A 19,314-nucleotide genomic window follows, 5' to 3' on the forward strand; every position below is an offset into this window, starting at 1 on the left:
GCCTCTCATACGCTGCTGGGGGGTGGCAGACCGCAGCGTACCCGGGCCGGAGCGACGTCTCGACGCGGAGTACCGGGGACGCCGCGCGGACGGATCCGTCACGGCGGGCCACAGTGACTCGGGCTAGCCTGAACCCGTAATCACGCAGGATAGAAGGACAATCAACGACAAGGAGGCGCTCGGCGATGGCGGCAGGCACGCCCCGGGTCTTCGTCTCGCATCTGGTCGGGGTGCCGGTCTTCGACCCCACCGGCGACCAGATGGGCCGGGTCCGCGATCTCGTCGCGATGCTGCGCGTCACCGGCCGGCCGCCGCGGCTGCTCGGTCTGGTGGTCGAGATGCTGAGCCGGCGCCGGATCTTCCTGCCGATCACCCGGGTGACCGGTATCGAGTCGGGCCAGGTGATCACCACCGGTGTGCTGAACGTCCGGCGCTTCGAGCAGCGGCCGACCGAGCGTCTCGTCCTGGGCGAGCTGCTCGACCGGCGGGTGCGGCTGGTCGAGAGCGACGAGGAGGTGACCGTCCTCGATGTCGCCATCCACCAGCTGCCGGCCCGCCGCGACTGGGAGATCGACAAGGTCTTCGTGGAGCGCGGCAGGAAGAGCGGCGCGCTGCGCAGGCGCGGGGAGGCGCTGACCGTCCCGTGGTCGGCCGTCACCGGCTTCTCACTGGAGGAGGAGGGGCAGGGCGCGGAGCGCCTGGTCGCCTCCTTCGAGCGGCTGCGCCCGGTCGATCTCGCCAATGTGCTGCACCATCTGACGCCGAAGCGGCGCGCCGAGGTGGCGGCCGCCCTGGACGACGACCGGCTCGCGGACGTCCTGGAGGAGCTGCCGGACGACGACCAGGTGGAGATCCTCGGCAAGCTCCAGGAGGAGCGCGCGGCCGACGTCCTGGAGGCGATGGACCCGGACGACGCGGCCGACCTGCTCTCCGAGCTGCCCGAGGCGGACAAGGAGCGGCTGCTGACGCTGATGCGCCCCGACGACGCGGCCGACGTCCGGCGGCTGATGTCGTACGAGGAGCGCACGGCCGGCGGTCTGATGACGACCGATCCGATCGTGCTGCGCCCCGACGCGACCGTGGCGGACGCGCTGGCCCGGGTGCGGCGGCAGGACCTCTCCCCGGCGCTCGCGGCGCAGGTCTACGTGTGCCGGCCGCCGGACGAGACGCCGACGGGCAAGTACCTGGGGACCGTGCACTTCCAGCGGCTCCTGCGGGATCCCCCGTACACGCTGGTCAGCTCGATCGTGGACAGCGATCTGCCGCCGCTGGCGCCGGGCACCCCGCTGTCGGCGGTCACCAGCCACCTCGCCGCGTACAACATGGTCTCGGCGCCGGTCGTGGACGAGACCGGGGCGCTGCTGGGCGCGGTGACGGTCGACGACGTGCTCGACCACCTGCTGCCGGACGACTGGCGCGAGACCGGGTACGCGGGCGACGACGGGACAGAAGAGACGCACAGGACGGAAGAGACGGAAGCGGCGCACGGAATGGAAGAGGAAGAGGCGGAAGAGGCGGACCGCGATGCCTGAGCGTCCGGAGTGGGAGGGCGGCGGCCGGGAGCGGACGAAGGCCGGTTCCGGGGCGGGGGCGACGGCCCTGACGCACGGCGGCCGGGTACGGCTCGACCAGCCGCGTCCGCGGCGGCGCGGGATCCTGCCGGAGCTGCCCGAGTACGACCCCGAGGCGTTCGGGCGTCTGTCGGAGCGGGTCGCGCGGTTCCTGGGGACGGGCCGCTTCATCGTCTGGATGACGCTGGTCATCGTGGTCTGGCTGGCGTGGAACATCCTCGTCCCCGCCGAGCTGCGCTTCGACCCGTACCCGTTCATCTTCCTGACGCTCGTGCTCTCGCTCCAGGCGTCGTACGCCGCTCCGCTGATCCTGCTGGCGCAGAACCGCCAGGACGACCGGGACCGGGTCACGCACGAGCAGGAGCGCAAGCAGAACGAGCGGTCGATCGCGGACACCGAGTATCTGACCCGGGAGATCGCGGCGCTGCGGATGGGCCTGGGCGAGGTCGCCACGCGCGACTGGATCCGCTCCGAGCTCCAGGACCTGGTGCGGGAGATGGCCGAGCGGCGGCCGCCGGACGGGCCGGGGGCCGGTGACGGAGCCGCGCGGGGGCGCGAGGAAGGCGACCGCTGAGGGGCTTTCGTGGGGCGGCGCGGATCGCCGTACCATCTCCGTATGGCTACCGACACGTACGGAACCGCCGTTCCCGCGGAAGACGCGGTGCGCGATGCGCTGGCGACGGTGAACGACCCCGAGATCCACCGGCCGATCACCGACCTCGGCATGGTCAAATCCGTGGAGATCGGTGCCGACGGCGCGGTGGCCGTCACGGTCTATCTGACGGTGTCCGGCTGTCCGATGCGCGACACCATCACCAGGAACGTGACCGACGCGGTCGCCCGCGTCGCCGGGGTGACCCGGGTCGACGTGACGCTGGACGTGATGGGCGACGAGCAGCGGCGCGAGCTGGCCGCATCCCTGCGCGGCGGCACGGCCGAGCGCGAGGTGCCCTTCGCGCAGCCGGGGTCGCTGACCCGGGTGTACGCGGTGGCGTCGGGCAAGGGCGGCGTCGGGAAGTCGTCGGTGACGGTCAACCTGGCGGCGGCCATGGCGGCGGACGGACTGAAGGTCGGCGTCGTCGACGCGGACATCTACGGGCACAGCGTGCCGCGCATGCTCGGCGCTGACGGGAAGCCCACCCAGGTCGAGAACATGATCATGCCGCCGTCGGCGCACGGCGTGAAGGTGATCTCCATCGGCATGTTCACCCCGGGCAACGCCCCGGTGGTGTGGCGCGGCCCGATGCTGCACCGCGCGCTCCAGCAGTTCCTGGCGGACGTCTTCTGGGGCGATCTGGACGTGCTGCTGCTGGACCTGCCGCCGGGGACGGGAGACATCGCGATCTCGGTGGCCCAGCTCGTACCGAACGCCGAGATCCTGGTGGTCACCACCCCGCAGCAGGCGGCGGCCGAGGTGGCGGAGCGGGCCGGCTCCATCGCCGTACAGACCCATCAGAAGATCGTCGGTGTGGTCGAGAACATGTCGGGGCTGCCGTGCCCGCACTGCGACGAGATGATCGACGTCTTCGGCACCGGCGGCGGCAAGCTGGTCGCCGAGGGGCTGACGCGGACGACCGGCGCCGAGGTGCCGGTGCTGGGCGCGATCCCGATCGACGTACGGCTGCGCGAGGGCGGCGACGAGGGCAAGCCCATCGTGCTCTCCGACCCGGACTCACCGGCCGCCGCCGCGCTGCGCGGGATCGCGAACAAGCTGGGCGGGCGGCAGCGCGGCCTGTCGGGCATGTCGCTGGGGATCACCCCGCGCAACAAGTTCTGAGCGCCGTACGGCGCCCCCGCGGGCGCCGTACGGACGGATCGGAGGCCGACCGGAGGCGGTCGCCCCCACCGGCCGCTCAGGCGTACGTGTTGATGTCCTCGATCACCGAGAACCCGAGGCCGTAGGCGCTCATCCCGCGCCCGTACGCGCCCAGGTGCACATCGCCGGCGGTCGAGCCGGCGAGCACCCAGCCGAACTCGGACTCCCGGTAGTGGAAGGGCGTGGGCACCCCGTCCACGGGCAGCGAGAGCGCCGACCACGCCTCCCCGGTCAGATCGTCGGCCAGCTCGAAGGCAGCCTCCGTCTGCTGCTTCAGCCAGTCGTCGCGCAGCGCGTGGTCCAGCAGCGCGGGCCAGGTCGAGGCCAGCAGCCCCGAACCGGCCAGCCACGCCGCCGAGGAGGCCGTGGTGGCCTCCAGCTGGCCCGTACCGTCGCTGGTCCTGCGCACCGGGCTCGTACCCACCGTGACGACGACCGCGAACCGTCCCTTGTCCGCGGCCGACGTGTCCGGTCTTATCGACGGCCCTTCACCATGGCCCGTGGCGCCGTGCTGCACCACGCCGTCGGAGTCGGCGCCGACCTGCATGAGCCAGCGCGGGCCCGTGAATGCCTCGTCCAGTCCGTACCAGGGGAACGGGGCCCGCAGATAACCGGCGACCGTACGCAGGGCCGCGGGGCCCTCCCCGGTCTTCGCCGGCCCGGCCGCGTCCCGCGCACCTTCCCGACTCGTCGTCTCCATCTGCCGGCGCCTCCTCGTCTCGTACGTCCGAAGTGGCCCGCCCCCGACGGGCGTCTCACTGCCGGACAGATGGAGGATAGCCACCCGCTACCGACTCGTAGGGATTGGTCGTGCTCAGGTGGCGTCTGCGTCGAAGGGGGGACGTTCGGGCTGAGCGGGCTTTTCGGCCTTCTTGAGCAGGTCCGGAGTGGCCGCCGCAGCGGTCGTGGCGGCGCCGGTGGCGGCCGCACCGTTCAGGGACTTGACCATGGAAACCGGTGCGTCCGACACGGCGGTTCCACTCTCATGGCCGTTGACCGCGTCAACGACGTCGTTCATCTCCTTGCGGAGGTCGAAGCTGCTGCGGATCTCCTTCAGCCCCAGATCGTCGTTCTCCATGAGCTGCTTGCGCACGAAGGTCTTGGGGTTGAGGTCCTCGAACTCGAAGTCCTTGAACTCGGGGCCGAGCTCCGAGCGGATGTCCTGCTTGGCGCTCTCGGAGAACTCGCGGATCTTCCGTATGAAGCGCGAGACGTCCTGGATGACCTTGGGAAGCTTCTCCGGTCCGAAGACGATCACGGCGATCACCACGATCGTGACCACCTCAAGGGCGCCGATATCACTGAACACTTTGCTGCTCCTTGTGTTCTCCAGGGCCGCGGCCGGGGGGGACGCGGGTCGTCCTGGCCCGAGGAATACCGGGGCGGGTCGCGGTGGATCGGGGTCCGGGCCGCTCCACGGTACCTTCCTGACCTGTCGGGGCGGTACCTTCAGGTGGCCGTCAGGTGCCGTCCGCCGAGCCGAGGGCCAGCGTCATGGTCCGCTCCTTGCCGGCGCGGACGAGGGTCAGCTCCAGCCGGTCGCCGGGGCGGTGGGCGCGGATCTTGACGATCAGCTCCTCGCCGCTGTGCACGCGCTGTCCGTCGACCTTGGTGATGACGTCCCCCGGCCGGATACCGGCCTTGGCACCGGGACCGCCCTCGGTCACCGCGGGGCCGCCGTCGGCCGCCTCGGCGCCGACCTTGGCGCCGTCGCCCGCGTACTCCATGTCGAGGCTGACCCCGATGACGGGGTGGGTGGCCTTCCCGCTGTTGATCAGCTCCTCGGCGACACGCTTGGCCTGGTTGATCGGTATGGCGAAGCCCAGGCCGATGGAGCCCGACTGGCCGCCGCTGAGGCCGGAGCCGCTGTCGGCGGCGCGGATCGCGCTGTTGATCCCGATCACCCGGGCCCGGCCGTCGACCAGCGGGCCGCCCGAATTGCCGGGGTTTATCGGGGCGTCGGTCTGGAGCGCGTCGACGTAACTGATGTCGCTGCCGTCGCCCTTCTCGCCGCCCGCGGTGATGGGGCGCTCCTTGGCGCTGATGATCCCGGACGTCACGGTGTTGGACAGGTCGAAGGGGGCGCCGATGGCGACGACCGGGTCGCCGACGCGGACGTTGTCGGAGTTGCCCAGCGGGAGCGGCTTGAGCCCGGAGACTCCGGTGACCTTGACCACGGCGAGGTCGTAGCCGCTGTCCTTGCCGACGAGCTTGGCGCGGGCGGTCTGGCCGCCGCTGAACGTGACCGATATCTCGCCGGAGGAGGACGCGGGCTGGACGACGTGGTTGTTGGTCAGGATGTGACCGCTGCGGTCAAGGACGAAGCCCGTGCCGGTGCCCTGCTCGCCGCTGCCGCTGACGTGGAGCGTGACGACGCCGGGCAGCGCGCTGGCGGCGATGCCCGCGACGCTGTCGGGGGCGCGGTCGGTGGTCTCCGGGCCCGCCTGCGGGAGTTCGACCCGGGTGAAGCCGCCGTTGCGCTCGATGTACGCGCCGACCGCGCCGCCGAGGACACAGCCGGCGAAGGCCAGCAGGACGACGGCGGCGACGCCGACGCGGCGGCGCTTGCCGGCCGGCTCCCCGTACTGGGTGAGCGGCTGCTGCTGTCCGGGGGCGCTCCAGGGGTCGTACTGGCCCCACTGCGGGGACGGGGCCGGCAGTTGGTGCGGCACCTGGGGCTGGGGCGGCGGATAGGCGGGCGGGGGCGTCTGTCCGTCGTGCGGGGCGGGCGCGGCGCCGTACTCGGGGGGCAGCGTGGTGCCGTGGGCCGGGGTGGGCAGTTGTACGGGCGGTGCGGGCGCCCAGGGCCCCGGGCCGCCGTAGGGCGGGGTGCTGTAGGCATCGGGCTCGTGCAGCGGCCGGGGGCGCTCCTGGGGCGCCGCGACCGCGTCGGCGGGGCTCTGCGCGCCCGTGCCGGGCCCCGGCTCCGCGGGCCGGGAGCCGTCGCGGACCGGCTCGACGGATCCTGATGGGCCGTCAGTCGCGGCGGCCGGGCCGGCCTGCGCCTCGTCGTCGAGGGCCGGCTCCGCCTCGGTCGCGTCCGGTGTGCGTCGTCCCGGCGCGGGACGGCTCCACCAGTTCGTCTTCGGTCCGCTGGGCTTCCCGTCGTCCATGCTCTCCCCGCAACTGCCGTTCCGCGCGCCCCCGTGGGGCCACCCCTAGCCAGGGATTCAACCAGGTCCGCGGAGATTCCCGCAGGGCGTGGGCTCAGCGCCTGGCCGAAAGCGGCGCGGTGGGCAGCGTCGGGGCGGCGAGGCGGGTGGGGTGGGGCGTGGCCGTGGGACCGGCGCCGGAGGTGTCGTCGATCTGGAAGGCCGAGCCGGTGGGCTGTATCCACAGCGCCGCCGAAGGACCGGTCAGGGTGCCCGGCGCGAACGACTCCTCGGCGAGGGTCTCCGCGCGGAGACTGCCGGGCGGATCCGTCGGCGTGGGCCGGTCGACGGAGTGCGGGAGCATGCCGCCGCCCTGACGGCGGGCGCTCTCGCCGACCGGGACCGGGGAGCCGGCGCCCGGGGCGCGCATGGGCGTCACCGCGTTGCCCGCGCCGCGCGGCAGGATGTCGGCGGTCGTGCCCAGCGGCATCGTCCCGCCGAGGGCCATCGCGGCGAACGACACGGCGCTGGCCGCGGCGAAGGCGAAGCGGCGTCCGCGCCACGGTGAGCGCTCGGCGTCCTGCCGCCCGACCTCGTGGATACGGAAGCCGGAGCCGCCGGGCAGCGCGACGGCGTGGGCGCCCGCCGGGACATGGCCGAAGGCATCGGACCGGACGGGAAAGACGCCGTCGCCGAAGCGTCCCCCGTCGAACAGCCCTTTCCCGTTGTCGTCGTCCCCGGGGCCCGGGGGGCCGCCGGGCAGCCCGTGCAGACGGGCGAGGAACCCGGCCGAGGGCAGCGGCGGCGCGGTCTGCGCGAACACGCTCTTCAGCCGGCGCTGCGCGTCGGCCTCCGCCTTGCACTTGGCACAGGTGGCGAGATGGGCCAGCACGCGCTCGCGCGCGTCATGGTCCAGCTCTCCGTCCACCAGGGCCGCTAGTCGGTCCCCCAGATGCTCCTCGGCGGGGGTCTGGCTGCTGCCGCTCACGCCGATCCGCCCTCCCCGGCCACGCTCGCGAACGCGCGCTGCTCGGCCCTGGCCTCGGGGGAACGGTGCTGGAGCGCCTTGCGCAGATGCGAGCGGCCGCGGTGGATCCGGCTGCGCACGGTGCCGAGCTTCACGCCGAGGGTGGCGGCGATCTCCTCGTACGAGAGCCCCTCGATGTCGCAGAGGACCACCGCGGCCCGGAACTCGGGCGCGAGGGTGTCCAGCGCCTGCTGGACGTCCGCGTCGAAGTGCGTGTCGTGGAAGACCTGCTGGGGCGACGGCTCACGGCTGGGCAGCCGCTCCGCCGCGTCGTCGCCGAGCGCGTCGAACCGGATGCGCTGCTTGCGGCGGACCATGTCGAGGAAGAGATTGGTGGTGATGCGGTGCAGCCAGCCCTCGAAGGTGCCGGGGGTGTAGGTCGACAGCGAGCGGAAGACCCGCACGAAGACTTCCTGCGTCAGGTCCTCGGCGTCGTGCTGATTGCCCGTGAGGCGGTAGGCGAGGCGGTAGACCCGTCCGCTGTGCGTGCTGACGATCTCCTCCCAGCTGGGAGGCGTCCACGCCTGCGATTCCGCATCCGATGCGAAGGTCGCGGTAACTGCGGAGTCGGTGGAGCGGGAACGGTCAGCAGACTTGGTCACGGATTTCGGCTCGCCGCCTGACCTGAGAAGACGCCAGAGCACTCCTCCCCGATCCACAGGCGCAGCCGCACCTCCCCTATCGGCTCTGGTGGTGTCCAGTGGAGCCCCTACCATAGCCACTCCGCCCGTTAGCTCCGGATAAGAATCTTTACGCGAATTTGGGCCCGGCCCCCGGGCCCGGTCACGGCCGTGATCCCGGTCTTCCGCGCCTTGCCTTCTGCCTCTTCTTAACGCCCGGTCCCATCTGCGGGTTCCCGGGCGCAGCGGATACAGTCACCGTTGCGCCGCCAACGGGGACAAGGAGAGGGTCATTACCGCCAACCGGCAGACGAGCTGGGCGTTCGCCGACGCCTTTGTCGCCGAGGACGAAGCACTGCGATGGGCCCGTGACCGGGCCCGGGACTCAGGGCTCCGCTCGGTGTCACCAGGCACGGGTGCCGCGCTGCGGCTGCTCGCTGCCACGCTCGACGCGAAGTCGGTGGCGGAGATCGGGACGGGCACCGGCGTCTCCGGCACCTATCTGCTCCAGGGAATGCGCCCGGACGGTGTGCTGACCACGGTCGACACCGAGCCGGACCGCCAGCAGCTCGCCCGGCACGCGTTCCGCGCCGCCGGATTCGCGGGAAACCGCGCGCGGTTCATCCCGGGCGGCGCCCTGGACGTGCTGCCGCGCCTCGCGGACGGCGGGTACGACCTCGTCTTCTGCGACGGCGACCGGCTCGAATCGCTCGAATACCTCGCTGAATCGTTGCGGCTTCTGCGGCCGGGCGGGCTGGTCTGTTTCGAGGGCGTCTTCGCCAACGGACGGACCGTCGACTCCTCGGCCCAGCCCGCCGAGGTCCTGCGCGTGCGGGAGCTGCTGCGGGCGGTACGGGAGAGCCAGGAGCTGCAGTCGACGCTGCTGCCGGTGGGCGACGGGCTGCTCTGCGCCGTACGGCGCGGCTGAGACAGCGCCCCGCGCGAGCCGGATCCGGGGTTTCCCGGATTTCCGGATCCCTGGACTCCGAATCCCTGGACTCCGATACCAACGGGATTCCCCGGATCCTAGGACTCCGATGTCCGAACGGACCCGGGACAGACCTCTGCCCCGGTACGGAAGAACTCCGTACCGGGGCAGAGGTCTGTCTGTCCGAGGGTGACGTGGTCACCCCGAAGACCCGTAAAACGTTCCGCTCAGCCGACGACCTTCTTCAGCGCGTCGCCGAGCGCCTCCGCCTCGTCCGGAGTCAGCTCGACGACAAGCCGACCGCCGCCTTCGAGCGGAACGCGCATGACGATGCCCCGCCCCTCCTTGGTCACCTCGAGCGGGCCGTCGCCCGTTCGCGGCTTCATGGCCGCCATGCTCGTTCCCCTTCCTGAAACCAGCTCATCGCAGCCGGCGGCCCCATGACAGGCGCTGTGTCACCGGCATCGAACACATTGCTTCCAGCCCATTATCCCGCATGGCGGGACCCGATGACCAACATCGGACGGCATCGCTTGCGCAACGCGCTCTCGCAAAACCCCCCAATTCGGCGATCCTGCTGCGATACTTCGCCGCCGTTCGCTCCGCCGGGGGGCCGGTTTCTTAGACGCAGGTCACATGCCCGCCGCCGAAGATCTCCGACATGCTGGGGCCGGACAGGACCTGCCCGAGCCGTGAAGGGACCCCGATTCATGACCGACACCGTGCTGTACGACGTCACCGACGGACTGGCGACGATCACGATCAACCGGCCCGAGGCCATGAACGCGATGAACACGGCGGCCAAGGTGGCGCTGCGGGACGCGCTGGCCGCCGCCGCGGCCGACACCGCCGTACGGGGTGTGCTGCTGACCGGGTCCGGCGACCGCGCGTTCTGCGTGGGCCAGGACCTCAAGGAGCACACGGCGCTGCTCGAAGTGGCGCGGCGGGACGGCACGGGTGACGCGATGAGCACCGTGCGCGAGCACTACAACCCGATCCTGCGGGCGATCACCGAGATGGCCAAGCCGGTGGTGGCCGGGGTCAACGGGGTCGCGGCGGGCGCGGGTCTGGGCTTCGCGCTGGCGGCGGACCACCGGGTGGTGGCCGACACCGCGTCGTTCAACACGTCCTTCGCCGGAGTGGCGCTGACGGCGGACTCCGGGGTGTCCTGGACGCTCCCCCGCCTCGTCGGCCACGGCCGCGCCACCGACCTGCTGCTCTTCCCGCGCTCGGTGCCCGCTCCGGAGGCGCACGCGTGGGGGCTGGTCGACCGGGTGGTCCCGGCGGCGGATCTGGCGGCCGAGGCGAGCGCCGTCGCCCGTGCGCTGGCCTCGGGCCCCACCCTCGCCCTGGCGGCGCTCAAGGAGTCGCTGGCGTACGGCGCGGGGCACTCGCTGGCCGAGACGCTGGCGAAGGAGGAGGAACTCCAGTCACGGGCGGGCGCGTCGGAGGACCACACCATCGCGGTGCGCGCGTTCCTGGCGAAGGAGAAGCCCCGGTACGTGGGGCGCTGAGGTCCGGCCCCGTTCACCCCGGCCCCCGTCCCGGCCCCGGCGCCCGCCCCCGTCGTACGCCACGTACGCCACGTACGCCTCGTACGCCGGTCTCAGCCCCGCCGGGCCACACAGGCCGCCAGATGGTCGTCGACCAGACCGCACGCCTGCATCAGGGCGTACGCCGTGGTCGGGCCCACGAAGCGGATGCCGCGCTTCTTGAGCGCCTTGGCGAGCGCCGTGGACTCGTCGGTGACCGCAGGGACATCGGCGGTCGTCACGGGCGCGGGCCGGGCCGGGGCGGGGGCGTGCGACCAGATCAGGCTGTCGAGGTCGCCGGCGGGCCACTGCGCCAGGATCCTGGCGTTGGCGAGGGTCGCGTCGATCTTGGCGCGGTTGCGGATGATCCCGGGGTCGGCGAGCAGCCGCTCCCGGTCCTTGTCGGTGAACTCCGCCACGGACGCGATCTCGAAGGAGGAGAAGGCGGTGCGGAACCCCTCGCGGCGGCGCAGGATCGTGATCCAGGACAGACCGGACTGGAAGGCTTCCAGACACAGCCTCTCGAAGAGGGCGTCGTCGCCGTGGACCGGCCGTCCCCACTCGTCGTCGTGGTAGGCGAGATAGTCCTCGGTCGACACGCCCCAAGGACAGCGCGGGCGCCCGTCGGGACCGGCCACAGCCGTGCCGTCGCTCATCGTCCGGTCTCCTCTCCCGGCTTCTTGAAGAGGTCGGGAGAGGAGAGCGCCGCGGCCTGCGCCCCGGCCAGCGCCGCCTCCAGCTCCGCGATCCGCGCGTCCCGCTCGCCCAGTTCGGCGCCGAGCCGGCCGAGCACCTCGTCCACGTCGGCCATCCGGTAGCCGCGCGCGCCGACCGGCAGCCGCAGCGCCTCGACGTCCGCGCGGCCGACCGGACGGGTCACGGGCAGCGGGTCGACCAGCTGCTCCGGAGGGACGTCCGGCAGGACGGTGCTGTCGCCGCCGCCGACGACCGCGAGCGTGACGGCGGCCACGACGATGACCATCGCGATGAGCAAGAACAAGAACACGTGCTTCTCCCGGGGGCAGGAAACGTCCGATGCCGATCGTGCCATGAGCCACCGACAGTGCGGGCGGGCGAAGCCGGTTAAGGTCAGGCGAACCGAACGCTGGGAGGATGCAGGGGATGCGCGGCACGCTGCGGCTGGGACGTCGGGAATTCGGCGCGCACGAGCCGGTGATCATGGCGATCGTCAACCGGACACCGGACTCCTTCTACGACCGGGGCGCGACCTTCCTGGACGAACCGGCCCTGGACCGCGTCGAGCAGGCGGTGTCCGAGGGCGCGGCGATCATCGACATCGGCGGCGTCAAGGCGGGACCGGGCGAGGAGGTCACGGCCGCGGAGGAGGCCCGCCGTACGGTCGGCTTCGTCGCGGAGGTGCGGCGGCGTCACCCGGACGTGGTGATCAGCGTCGACACCTGGCGCCACGACGTGGGCGAGGCGGTCTGCGAGGCGGGCGCGGACGTGCTCAACGACGCGTGGGGCGGGGTGGACCCCCGGCTCGCCGAGGTGGCCGCGCGGTACGGGGCGGGGCTGGTGTGCACCCACGCGGGCGGCGCCGAGCCGCGGACCCGGCCGCACCGGGTCGCGTACGACGATGTGATGGCCGACATCCTGCGGGTGACGCTGGGTCTCGCGGAGCGGGCCCTGGCGCTGGGCGTGCGCCGGGACGGGATCATGATCGACCCCGGTCACGACTTCGGGAAGAACACCCGGCACTCGCTGGAGGCGACCCGCAGGCTGGGCGAGATGGCGGAGACGGGCTGGCCGGTGCTGGTCTCCCTCTCGAACAAGGACTTCGTCGGCGAGACACTCGACCGGCCCGTCAAGGAACGGCTGACCGGCACGCTCGCGACGACGGCGGTCTCGGCGTGGCTGGGCGCCAGGATCTACCGGGTGCACGAGGTCGCGGAGACCCGGCAGGTGCTGGACATGGTGGCGTCGATCGCGGGCCACCGGCCGCCGGCGGTCGCCCGCCGCGGCCTGGCCTGAGAGCCTGCCGGGGCCGTCCGACGGGCTCGGAGAGGCACGGGCCCGGCGGGCCCGCGCCTCCGTGTCAGTTGCCCGTCTCCTTCGTGACCAGGGCGACGGCCTCCTCCACGTCGTCCGTGACGTGGAAGAGCAGCAGGTCCTTCTCGGACGCCTTGCCCTGGGCCACGACGGTGTTCCGCAGCCAGTCGACGAGCCCGCCCCAGTACTCCGTACCGAACAGGACGATCGGGAAGCGGGTGACCTTGCGGGTCTGGACGAGCGTGAGCGCCTCGAACAGCTCGTCCAGCGTGCCGAGGCCACCGGGCAGGACCACGAAGCCCTGCGCGTACTTCACGAACATCGTCTTCCGGACGAAGAAGTAGCGGAAGTTCACCCCGATGTCGACATGCGGGTTGAGCCCCTGCTCGAAGGGCAGCTCGATGCCGAGGCCGACGGAGACGCCCTCCGCCTCCCGGGCGCCCTTGTTGGCCGCCTCCATCGCGCCGGGGCCGCCGCCGGTGATCACCGCGAATCCGGCGTCGACCAGCGCGCCGCCGAGCCGGACGCCCGCCTCGTACTCCGCGGATCCGGCCGGGGTGCGGGCCGAGCCGAAGACGGCGATGGCGTGCGGCAGTTCGGCGAGGGCGCCGAAGCCCTCCACGAACTCCGACTGGATGCGCATCACCCGCCAGGGGTCGGTGTGCACCCATTCCGAGTCGCCCTCGGTGTCCAGCAGCCGCTGGTCGGTCGTGCCGGGCTGTACCTGCTCCCGTCGGCGGATCACCGGGCCGAGCCGCTGTTCCTCCGGCCTGCGCGTTCCGTCGGGCATGCCCATGAGCCGCTCCTTCCGCTGCTGTGCGTTGTTCTGCGCAAGGGTAGATCGGCGCACGTGACAAACGGCGAAATTCCGGCAGTCGATCAGGTCCCCGGCCGATGAGCGCTCCATCGGCCGCCGGGCGTGGCCTACCGGGTGAGCCAGTCGCGCAGCCGGTTCTCGCAGTGGGTGATCCGTTCCACGGCGACCCGCTCGTCGCGCTTGTGGGCGAGCAGCGGGTTGCCGGGGCCGTAATTGACCGCGGGCACCCCGAGCGCGCCGAAGCGCGAGACGTCGGTCCAGCCGAACTTGGGCCGCGCCGTCCCGCCGACGGCCGTCATGAACGCGGCGGCGGCCGGGTGCGCGAGGCCGGGCAGGGCGGCGCCGGAGTGGTCGTCGACGGTGAACTCCGTCACTCCGCACTCCGCGAAGACCTCGTGGACATGGGCGAGGGCCTCCGCCTCGCTCCGGTCGGGGGCGTAGCGGTAGTTGACGGTGACGGTGCACGCGTCGGGGATGACGTTGTTGGCGACGCCCCCCTCGATCCGTACGGCGTTGAGGCCCTCGTGGAACTCCAGCCCGTCGATGACCGGACGGCGCGGCTCGTACGCGGCGAGCCTGGCCAGGATCGGCGCGGCGGCGTGGACGGCGTTGGACCCCATCCAGCTGCGCGCGGAGTGCGCCCGCTCCCCCTCGGTGCGGAGCAGGACCCGCAGCGTGCCCTGGCAGCCGCCCTCGACCTCGCCGTCGGACGGTTCGAGCAGGACGGCGAAGTCGCCCTCCAGCCAGTCGGGATGGGCCTCGGCGACATGGCCGAGACCGTTGAGGTGCGCGGCGACCTCCTCGTTGTCGTAGAAGACGAAGGTGAGGTCGCGGTTGGGCTCGGGGACGCTCGCGGCGATCCGGAGCTGGACGGCGACCCCCGCCTTCATGTCGCTGGTGCCGCAGCCCCACAGCACGCCGTCGGCGTCGAGCCGGGAGGGCACGTTGTCCGCGATCGGGACGGTGTCGATGTGCCCGGCGAGCACGACCCGCTCCCCGCGCCCGAGCCGGGTCCGCGCCACGACGTTGTTGCCGTGCCGGTCGACGGTGAGGTGCGGCAGGGTGCGCAGCGCCTGCTCGATGGCGTCGGCGAGCGGCTTCTCCTCGCCGCTGACCGAGGGGAAGTCCACGAGCGCCGCGGTGAGCGCGGGGCCGTCGAGGGTGAGGTCGAGCGCGGGCTCCGAAGTGGTGTGGGACATGGTCCGACCCTAATACGGCGCCCGTCGCGGGCCGCCCGCCGACGGCGCCGCCGACGATGCCGTGGGGGGCCTGGGACTCCAGTACGGTGGGCGCGTGCCCGAGACCGCTTCTCCCTCCCGTCGCGGACGCCCCCTCCGCCTCGTCGCCGCGTTCACCGTGCTGCTGGCCCTGGCCGGGTACACGTACATGCAGTACATGACCAGCCGCGGCAGCGCCCCGCACTGTGTGGTGCGGGGCACCGGGGCGCCGGACGGGGACGCCCCCTCGTACTCGATGAGTCCGGACCGGGCGGTGAACGCGGCGACGATCTCGGCCGTCGGTACCAGCAGGGGGCTGCCGGAGCGCGCCGTGACGATCGCGCTGGCGACCGCGCTCCAGGAGTCGGCGCTGCGCAATCTCGATTACGGGGACCGTGATTCGCTCGGTCTCTTCCAGCAGCGCCCCTCGAAGGGGTGGGGCACCGAGGCGCAGATCCAGGACCCCGTCTACTCGGCGGGCCAGTTCTACGACCATCTGGTCAAGGTCCCGGGCTATTCGCGGCTGCCGCTCACCGAGGCCGCGCAGCGCGTGCAGCGCAGCGGCTTCCCGCAGGCGTACGCGAAGCACGAGCCGGACGCCGCGCTGCTGGCCTCGGCGCTCACCGGCAGGTCGGCGGCTTCGCTGACCTGTTCGGCGCCGAGCGACGGGGTGACGGGCGATCCGGCGAAGGTACGGGCGCAGTTGGTGCGCGCCTTCGGTTCGGACGTGCTGCCGGCCGGGTCGTCCGCCGGGAAGTCGGCGCCGGGCGGCGCGGGCGCCGGGGACGCCGGGGACACGCTGTCCGTACCGGTGTCGGCGACGGCCGGGTCCGCCGGTCAGCGCGGCAACTCGGTGGACGCGTCGTCGGGTTCGCGGCACGGCTGGGAGCTGGCGCACTGGGCGGTGGCGCAGTCGACTGCCCTGGGGATCGACGAGGTCTCCTTCGCGGGCCGGGTGTGGAGCGCGAAGGACGCGGCCAAGGGCTGGCGCACGGCGGAGGGTTCGGCGGCTTCGAGCACGACCGAGGTCAGGATCCGCACCGCGCGGTAGTACGGCCCGTCCCTCGTACGGGTGGGGCGGGCGCCGCCGGGGAGCCGACGGGACATCGGTACGAGCGGACATGGTCACGGCCGCCGAATGCCCTGCGTACGGCCGGAAGTGACGGTTCGCCACGTCCACTCGCAGTCCTCCCCTGGAGGATCGTTTGCCCTTTTTTATCCATACCCGATCATGCGACACATTGCTGATTCTTTACCCGCGCCCACCGCATCCTCGGGCGCCCTTCGAGGGGTTGTGACGGTGTGTCCGGTCGACGGACGCGCCACACACGACAAGCGACAAGCACCGTTCTCTCCCCCAAAGGAGCATCATGTCCGCGAACCTCCCCCTCACCCGTCGGATCGCCCGTGCCGCGCTGCTCATCGCGGCGGGCGCGGCCCCGGTGATCGGTGCGGCCGGCTCCGCGAGCGCGGCGGAGCTGCCGCAGGCCGATCTGGGTTCGGTGAGCACGCTCGACGGCGCCGCCGTGGGCGACACCATCGACGGCGGCACCCGGCAGGCGACCAAGACCGTGGGCGACGCGGGCGGCAAGGCCGTCGAGCAGGGCGTGCCGGCCGCGGGCAAGGCCGTCGGCAAGGCCGCCAAGACCGCCACCCCCGCCGTCCAGAAGACCGCCGGTGACACCGCAGGCGGCGCCGGCACGCTGCTGGGCCGGACCGCCTCGACGGCCACCGAGGGCGCGGGCGCGGCCAAGGCGCCGGCCGGCGGCACGCTCGGCGGTCTGCCGCTCCAGGGCCTGCCGATCGGCTGACGGCCGCCGAAGACCGGCAACGGCTGACGGCTGACGGCTGACGACTCCGGGTCCCCCACACCCGGTACGCGGAAGGGCCCGGGGAGCGCGCGCTCCCCGGGCCCTTCCGTCGCGTCCACCGCGTGCGCCAGGCGTCAGCCGAGCCGCTTGACCGCCGCCGCGACCCGCTCGTCCGTGGCCGTCAGCGCCACCCGCACGTGCCGCTCGCCCGCCGGGCCGTAGAAGTCGCCGGGCGCGACGAGGATCCCCAGCCCGGCGAGGTGGGCCACGGTGTCCCAGCACGGCTCGTCGCGCGTCGACCACAGGTAGAGGCTCGCCTCGCTGTGGTCGATACGGAAGCCGTGCGCCTCCAGCGCGGCGCGCAGGGCGGCGCGGCGGGCCGCGTACCGCTCCCGCTGCTCCCGTACGTGCGTGTCGTCACCGAGCGCCGCGACGGTCGCCGCCTGCACCGGCGCGGGGGTCATCATCCCGCCGTGCTTGCGGATCCGCAGCAGCTCGCCCAGGACGTCGGCGTCGCCCGCGATGAAGGCCGCGCGGTAGCCGGCCAGGTTGGAGCGCTTGGAGAGCGAGTGGACGGCCACCACGCCCTCGTACGTGCCGCCGCAGACGTCCGGGTGCAGCACGGAAACGGGCTCGGCCTCCCAGCCCAGCTCCAGGTAGCACTCGTCGCTGAAGACCAGCACGTCGTGCTCGCGCGCCCAGGCCACGATCCGCGCCAGCTCCTCGCGCGGCAGCACCGCGCCCGTCGGGTTCGACGGCGAGTTGAGCCACAGGAGCCTCAGCCCGGCCGGGTCCAGCTCGGTGGGGTCGGTGTACGGGACGGGCTCGGCGCCGCAGAGCCGCGCCCCCACCTCGTACGTCGGGTACGCGAGCCGGGGGAACGCGACCCGGTCGCCGGCGCCGAGTCCCAGCTGCGTCGGCAGCCAGGCCACCAGCTCCTTGGAACCGACCACCGGCAGCACATTGGTGTGCGCCACCCCGCGCGCGCCGAGCCGCCGCTCCACCCAGCCGGTCAGCGCGTCCCGCAGCTCCGCCGTGCCCCACACCGTCGGATACCCGGGCGAGTCGGCGGCCCCGGTCAGGGCCCGCCGGATCAGCGCGGGAACCGGGTCGACGGGCGTACCGATGGACAGGTCCACGATCCCGTCCGGGTGCGCCGCCGCCGTCGCTTTGTACGGCTCCAGCTTGTCCCAGGGAAAGACGGGAAGGCGCGAGGAGACTCGCGGGGAGACTGCGGACACGTGCTCACTCTTTCTCGTACTCGGTCGTACTCGTACGGCCCGTACCGGCCGGCCGAGGGGCCGGGACCGTACGGCGGGGGCCGGAAACACCTCGGCCCCGCACAGCGGCGAGCCGTACGGGGACCGGGGGGCGCGCTGTCAGCCGTTCTGGGGCGGCAGCGCGGCGACGAAGGGGTGGTCGCGCTCGATCAGGCCGAGCTTGGAAGCACCACCGGGCGAGCCCAGCTCGTCGAAGAACTCGACGTTCGCCTTGTAGTAGTCCTTCCACTCCTCCGGGGTGTCGTCCTCGTAGAAGATCGCCTCGACCGGGCAGACCGGCTCACAGGCTCCGCAGTCGACGCATTCGTCCGGGTGGATGTACAAGGACCGCGAGCCCTCGTAGATGCAGTCGACCGGGCACTCCTCGATGCACGCCTTGTCCTTGACGTCGACACAAGGCTGCGCGATGACGTAGGTCACGCTGTCGTTCCTCCTCGATAGGGCGCGGCGGGCCGATCTGCGGCTCCGTCCACGGGCGCGCGGGAGCGCGGCGTCGTCGATGCCCACATCTAGTATCTCCGTTCTTGGGCGCGATCCGAACAGGAGGGGCGGACAGAGCTGTGGAATTCACTGCGGGCGGACGGCTTGAGGTCCGGGTGACACCCGCTGACGTGGGCAAACGGGTATCAGTCAGACAGCTGACCGGCAGTGGTCCCGGTGCGGAGAAGTTCACCGACACGGTGGGCGTTCTCACATCCTGGGACAACGGTGTGCTGCTCATCACACGGCGTACCGGTGAGAGCGTCCGTGTCCCGGCGGCTGCCCTGGTCGCGGGGAAGGTGGTGCCGGCCGCGCCGGCCAGGCGCCGGGGGCCCGCGGCGACGTTCGAGGAGCTGGCGCGCGCCGGCGCGCGGGCCTGGCAGCCCGTGGAGAGCGAGCGGCTGGGCGGGTGGACGCTGCGGGCGGCGGCGGGCCCGGCGCCCGGCGGCGGACCGGGGCGGGTGGGCTTCACCCGCCGGGCCAACTCCGCGCTCCCGCTCGGCGACCCCGGGATGGAGCTGGACGCGGCGCTGACGCGTACCCGCCGGTGGTACGGGGAGCGTGGGCTGCCCGCGTACGCGCAGATCGCGACCGGCGCGGCGGACACCCAGGAGCTGCTGGGCGCTGAGCTGGAACGGCGCGGCTGGCGCTCCGAGGTGACGGCGGAGGTACGGATCGGGGCGCTCGCGCCGCTCGGGGACCGCGACGCCGACGTGGCGCGGGTCCGGCTGGACCGGGCCGTCGACGAGAGCTGGCTGCGCCACTACCAGCGGACCGGAGCGCCGGGGCCGCACGTCCGCCAGGTGCTGGGCGCGGGCCCCTCCGTCTGGTTCGCCACCGTGCCCGGCGCGGGCGACGTCCCGGCGGCGATCGGCCGGTGTGTGACCGACGGCCGCTGGGCGGGGTTCATGGCCGTCGAGGTCGGCCCCGAGTACCGCCGCCAGGGCCTGGCCACCGCCGTGATGACCGCGCTCGCCCGCCGCGCCCTGGAGGAGGGCGCGTCCGCCGCCTGGCTCCAGGTCGAGACGGACAACGACGCGGCGCGCGCCCTGTACGAGGGCATGGGCTTCACGGTCCACCACCACTACCACCACTTCCGATCGCCCTGAACGG

At 72.7% G+C, this 19,314-nt stretch carries 20 protein-coding genes and 1 pseudogene; 9 read left to right on the plus strand and 12 right to left on the minus strand.

Annotated elements, in window-relative coordinates; translation table 11 throughout:
• Nucleotides 1-185: 185 nt before the first annotated feature.
• The 3 genes from OG627_RS10775 to OG627_RS10785 are packed head-to-tail and all read left to right on the plus strand — an operon-like array spanning nt 186 to nt 3,348.
• On the plus strand, nt 186-1,532 hold the full coding sequence (locus OG627_RS10775) for a magnesium transporter MgtE N-terminal domain-containing protein (RefSeq protein ID WP_329063815.1): 1,347 nt from the start codon (nt 186-188) through the stop codon (nt 1,530-1,532).
• A complete protein-coding gene (locus OG627_RS10780; RefSeq protein WP_329063817.1) occupies nt 1,525-2,145 on the plus strand; it encodes a DUF1003 domain-containing protein in 621 nt (206 codons plus the stop codon). The genes OG627_RS10775 and OG627_RS10780 overlap by 8 nt, the downstream gene beginning before the upstream one ends.
• Before the next feature lie 42 nt (nt 2,146-2,187).
• Complete coding sequence (locus OG627_RS10785; RefSeq protein ID WP_329063819.1) at nt 2,188-3,348, plus strand: Mrp/NBP35 family ATP-binding protein; 1,161 nt, start codon at nt 2,188-2,190, stop codon at nt 3,346-3,348.
• A 76-nt stretch (nt 3,349-3,424) separates the two neighbouring features.
• On the opposite strand, the gene OG627_RS10790 is transcribed toward OG627_RS10785, so the two are convergent.
• From OG627_RS10790 to sigE, 5 genes are all read right to left on the minus strand, one after another.
• Entirely contained in the window at nt 3,425-4,087 is a 663-nt protein-coding gene (locus tag OG627_RS10790; protein WP_329063822.1) for a hypothetical protein, read from the minus strand.
• Between the two features lie 114 nt (nt 4,088-4,201).
• The gene (locus OG627_RS10795) at nt 4,202-4,696 is read right to left on the minus strand and encodes a sec-independent translocase (protein WP_329063823.1); all 495 of its coding nucleotides are present in this window, start codon (nt 4,694-4,696) and stop codon (nt 4,202-4,204) included.
• A 151-nt stretch (nt 4,697-4,847) separates the two neighbouring features.
• Entirely contained in the window at nt 4,848-6,500 is a 1,653-nt protein-coding gene (locus OG627_RS10800; RefSeq protein ID WP_329063825.1) for a trypsin-like peptidase domain-containing protein, read from the minus strand.
• 94 nt (nt 6,501-6,594) lie between these two features.
• Nucleotides 6,595-7,467, minus strand: coding sequence for an anti-sigma factor family protein (locus OG627_RS10805; protein WP_329063827.1), 873 nt, complete (start codon nt 7,465-7,467; stop codon nt 6,595-6,597).
• Nucleotides 7,464-8,222, minus strand: coding sequence for an RNA polymerase sigma factor SigE (sigE, locus tag OG627_RS10810; protein ID WP_329063829.1), 759 nt, complete (start codon nt 8,220-8,222; stop codon nt 7,464-7,466). Before sigE ends, OG627_RS10805 begins: the two co-directional genes overlap by 4 nt.
• A gap of 165 nt (nt 8,223-8,387) precedes the next feature.
• On the opposite strand from sigE, the pseudogene OG627_RS10815 reads away from it, so the two are divergent.
• Nucleotides 8,388-9,054, plus strand: a pseudogene (locus OG627_RS10815) (O-methyltransferase).
• Between the two features lie 227 nt (nt 9,055-9,281).
• Here OG627_RS10815 and OG627_RS10820 read toward each other — a convergent pair.
• Nucleotides 9,282-9,449: a DUF3117 domain-containing protein gene (locus tag OG627_RS10820; protein WP_009997451.1), complete on the minus strand. Its 168-nt coding sequence runs from the start codon at nt 9,447-9,449 to the stop codon at nt 9,282-9,284.
• Nucleotides 9,450-9,764: 315 nt separating this feature from the next.
• Between OG627_RS10820 and OG627_RS10825 the strand changes: the two genes are divergently transcribed.
• Nucleotides 9,765-10,568, plus strand: a complete 804-nt coding sequence (locus OG627_RS10825; protein ID WP_329063830.1) for an enoyl-CoA hydratase/isomerase family protein — start codon at nt 9,765-9,767, stop codon at nt 10,566-10,568.
• Nucleotides 10,569-10,660: 92 nt separating this feature from the next.
• On the opposite strand, the gene OG627_RS10830 is transcribed toward OG627_RS10825, so the two are convergent.
• Nucleotides 10,661-11,242, minus strand: coding sequence for a DNA-3-methyladenine glycosylase I (locus OG627_RS10830; protein WP_329063832.1), 582 nt, complete (start codon nt 11,240-11,242; stop codon nt 10,661-10,663).
• The gene (locus tag OG627_RS10835; RefSeq protein ID WP_329063834.1) at nt 11,239-11,637 is read right to left on the minus strand and encodes a hypothetical protein; all 399 of its coding nucleotides are present in this window, start codon (nt 11,635-11,637) and stop codon (nt 11,239-11,241) included. Before OG627_RS10835 ends, OG627_RS10830 begins: the two co-directional genes overlap by 4 nt.
• A 71-nt stretch (nt 11,638-11,708) precedes the next feature.
• Between OG627_RS10835 and folP the strand changes: the two genes are divergently transcribed.
• Complete coding sequence (gene folP, locus OG627_RS10840) at nt 11,709-12,578, plus strand: dihydropteroate synthase (RefSeq protein ID WP_329063836.1); 870 nt, start codon at nt 11,709-11,711, stop codon at nt 12,576-12,578.
• Between the two features lie 64 nt (nt 12,579-12,642).
• Here folP and OG627_RS10845 read toward each other — a convergent pair whose 3' ends face one another.
• Together OG627_RS10845 and dapE are read right to left on the minus strand one after the other, a co-directional pair.
• Nucleotides 12,643-13,392: a TIGR00730 family Rossman fold protein gene (locus OG627_RS10845; protein WP_329063837.1), complete on the minus strand. Its 750-nt coding sequence runs from the start codon at nt 13,390-13,392 to the stop codon at nt 12,643-12,645.
• 128 nt (nt 13,393-13,520) lie between these two features.
• On the minus strand, nt 13,521-14,612 hold the full coding sequence (dapE, locus tag OG627_RS10850; RefSeq protein WP_329063839.1) for a succinyl-diaminopimelate desuccinylase: 1,092 nt from the start codon (nt 14,610-14,612) through the stop codon (nt 13,521-13,523).
• A 94-nt stretch (nt 14,613-14,706) separates the two neighbouring features.
• On the opposite strand from dapE, the gene OG627_RS10855 reads away from it, so the two are divergent.
• Both OG627_RS10855 and OG627_RS10860 read left to right on the plus strand, forming a co-directional pair.
• Nucleotides 14,707-15,681, plus strand: a complete 975-nt coding sequence (locus tag OG627_RS10855) for a hypothetical protein (RefSeq protein ID WP_329063841.1) — start codon at nt 14,707-14,709, stop codon at nt 15,679-15,681.
• A gap of 319 nt (nt 15,682-16,000) precedes the next feature.
• Nucleotides 16,001-16,441, plus strand: coding sequence for an ATP-binding protein (locus OG627_RS10860; protein WP_329063844.1), 441 nt, complete (start codon nt 16,001-16,003; stop codon nt 16,439-16,441).
• A gap of 134 nt (nt 16,442-16,575) precedes the next feature.
• Here OG627_RS10860 and dapC read toward each other — a convergent pair whose 3' ends face one another.
• Complete coding sequence (gene dapC / locus OG627_RS10865) at nt 16,576-17,682, minus strand: succinyldiaminopimelate transaminase (RefSeq protein ID WP_329063847.1); 1,107 nt, start codon at nt 17,680-17,682, stop codon at nt 16,576-16,578.
• A gap of 138 nt (nt 17,683-17,820) precedes the next feature.
• Nucleotides 17,821-18,141 carry a ferredoxin gene (fdxA, locus tag OG627_RS10870; RefSeq protein ID WP_114622457.1) on the minus strand — a complete coding sequence of 107 codons (321 nt, stop codon included), beginning with the start codon at nt 18,139-18,141 and terminating at the stop codon, nt 17,821-17,823.
• A gap of 140 nt (nt 18,142-18,281) precedes the next feature.
• Between fdxA and OG627_RS10875 the strand changes: the two genes are divergently transcribed.
• Nucleotides 18,282-19,310 (plus strand): GNAT family N-acetyltransferase, encoded by a 1,029-nt coding sequence (locus OG627_RS10875; protein ID WP_329063851.1) that lies wholly within the window; start codon nt 18,282-18,284, stop codon nt 19,308-19,310.
• Nucleotides 19,311-19,314: the final 4 nt, after the last annotated feature.

Origin of the sequence: Streptomyces sp. NBC_01429 (genome assembly GCF_036231945.1) — a bacterium.
GTDB lineage: Bacteria > Actinomycetota > Actinomycetes > Streptomycetales > Streptomycetaceae > Streptomyces.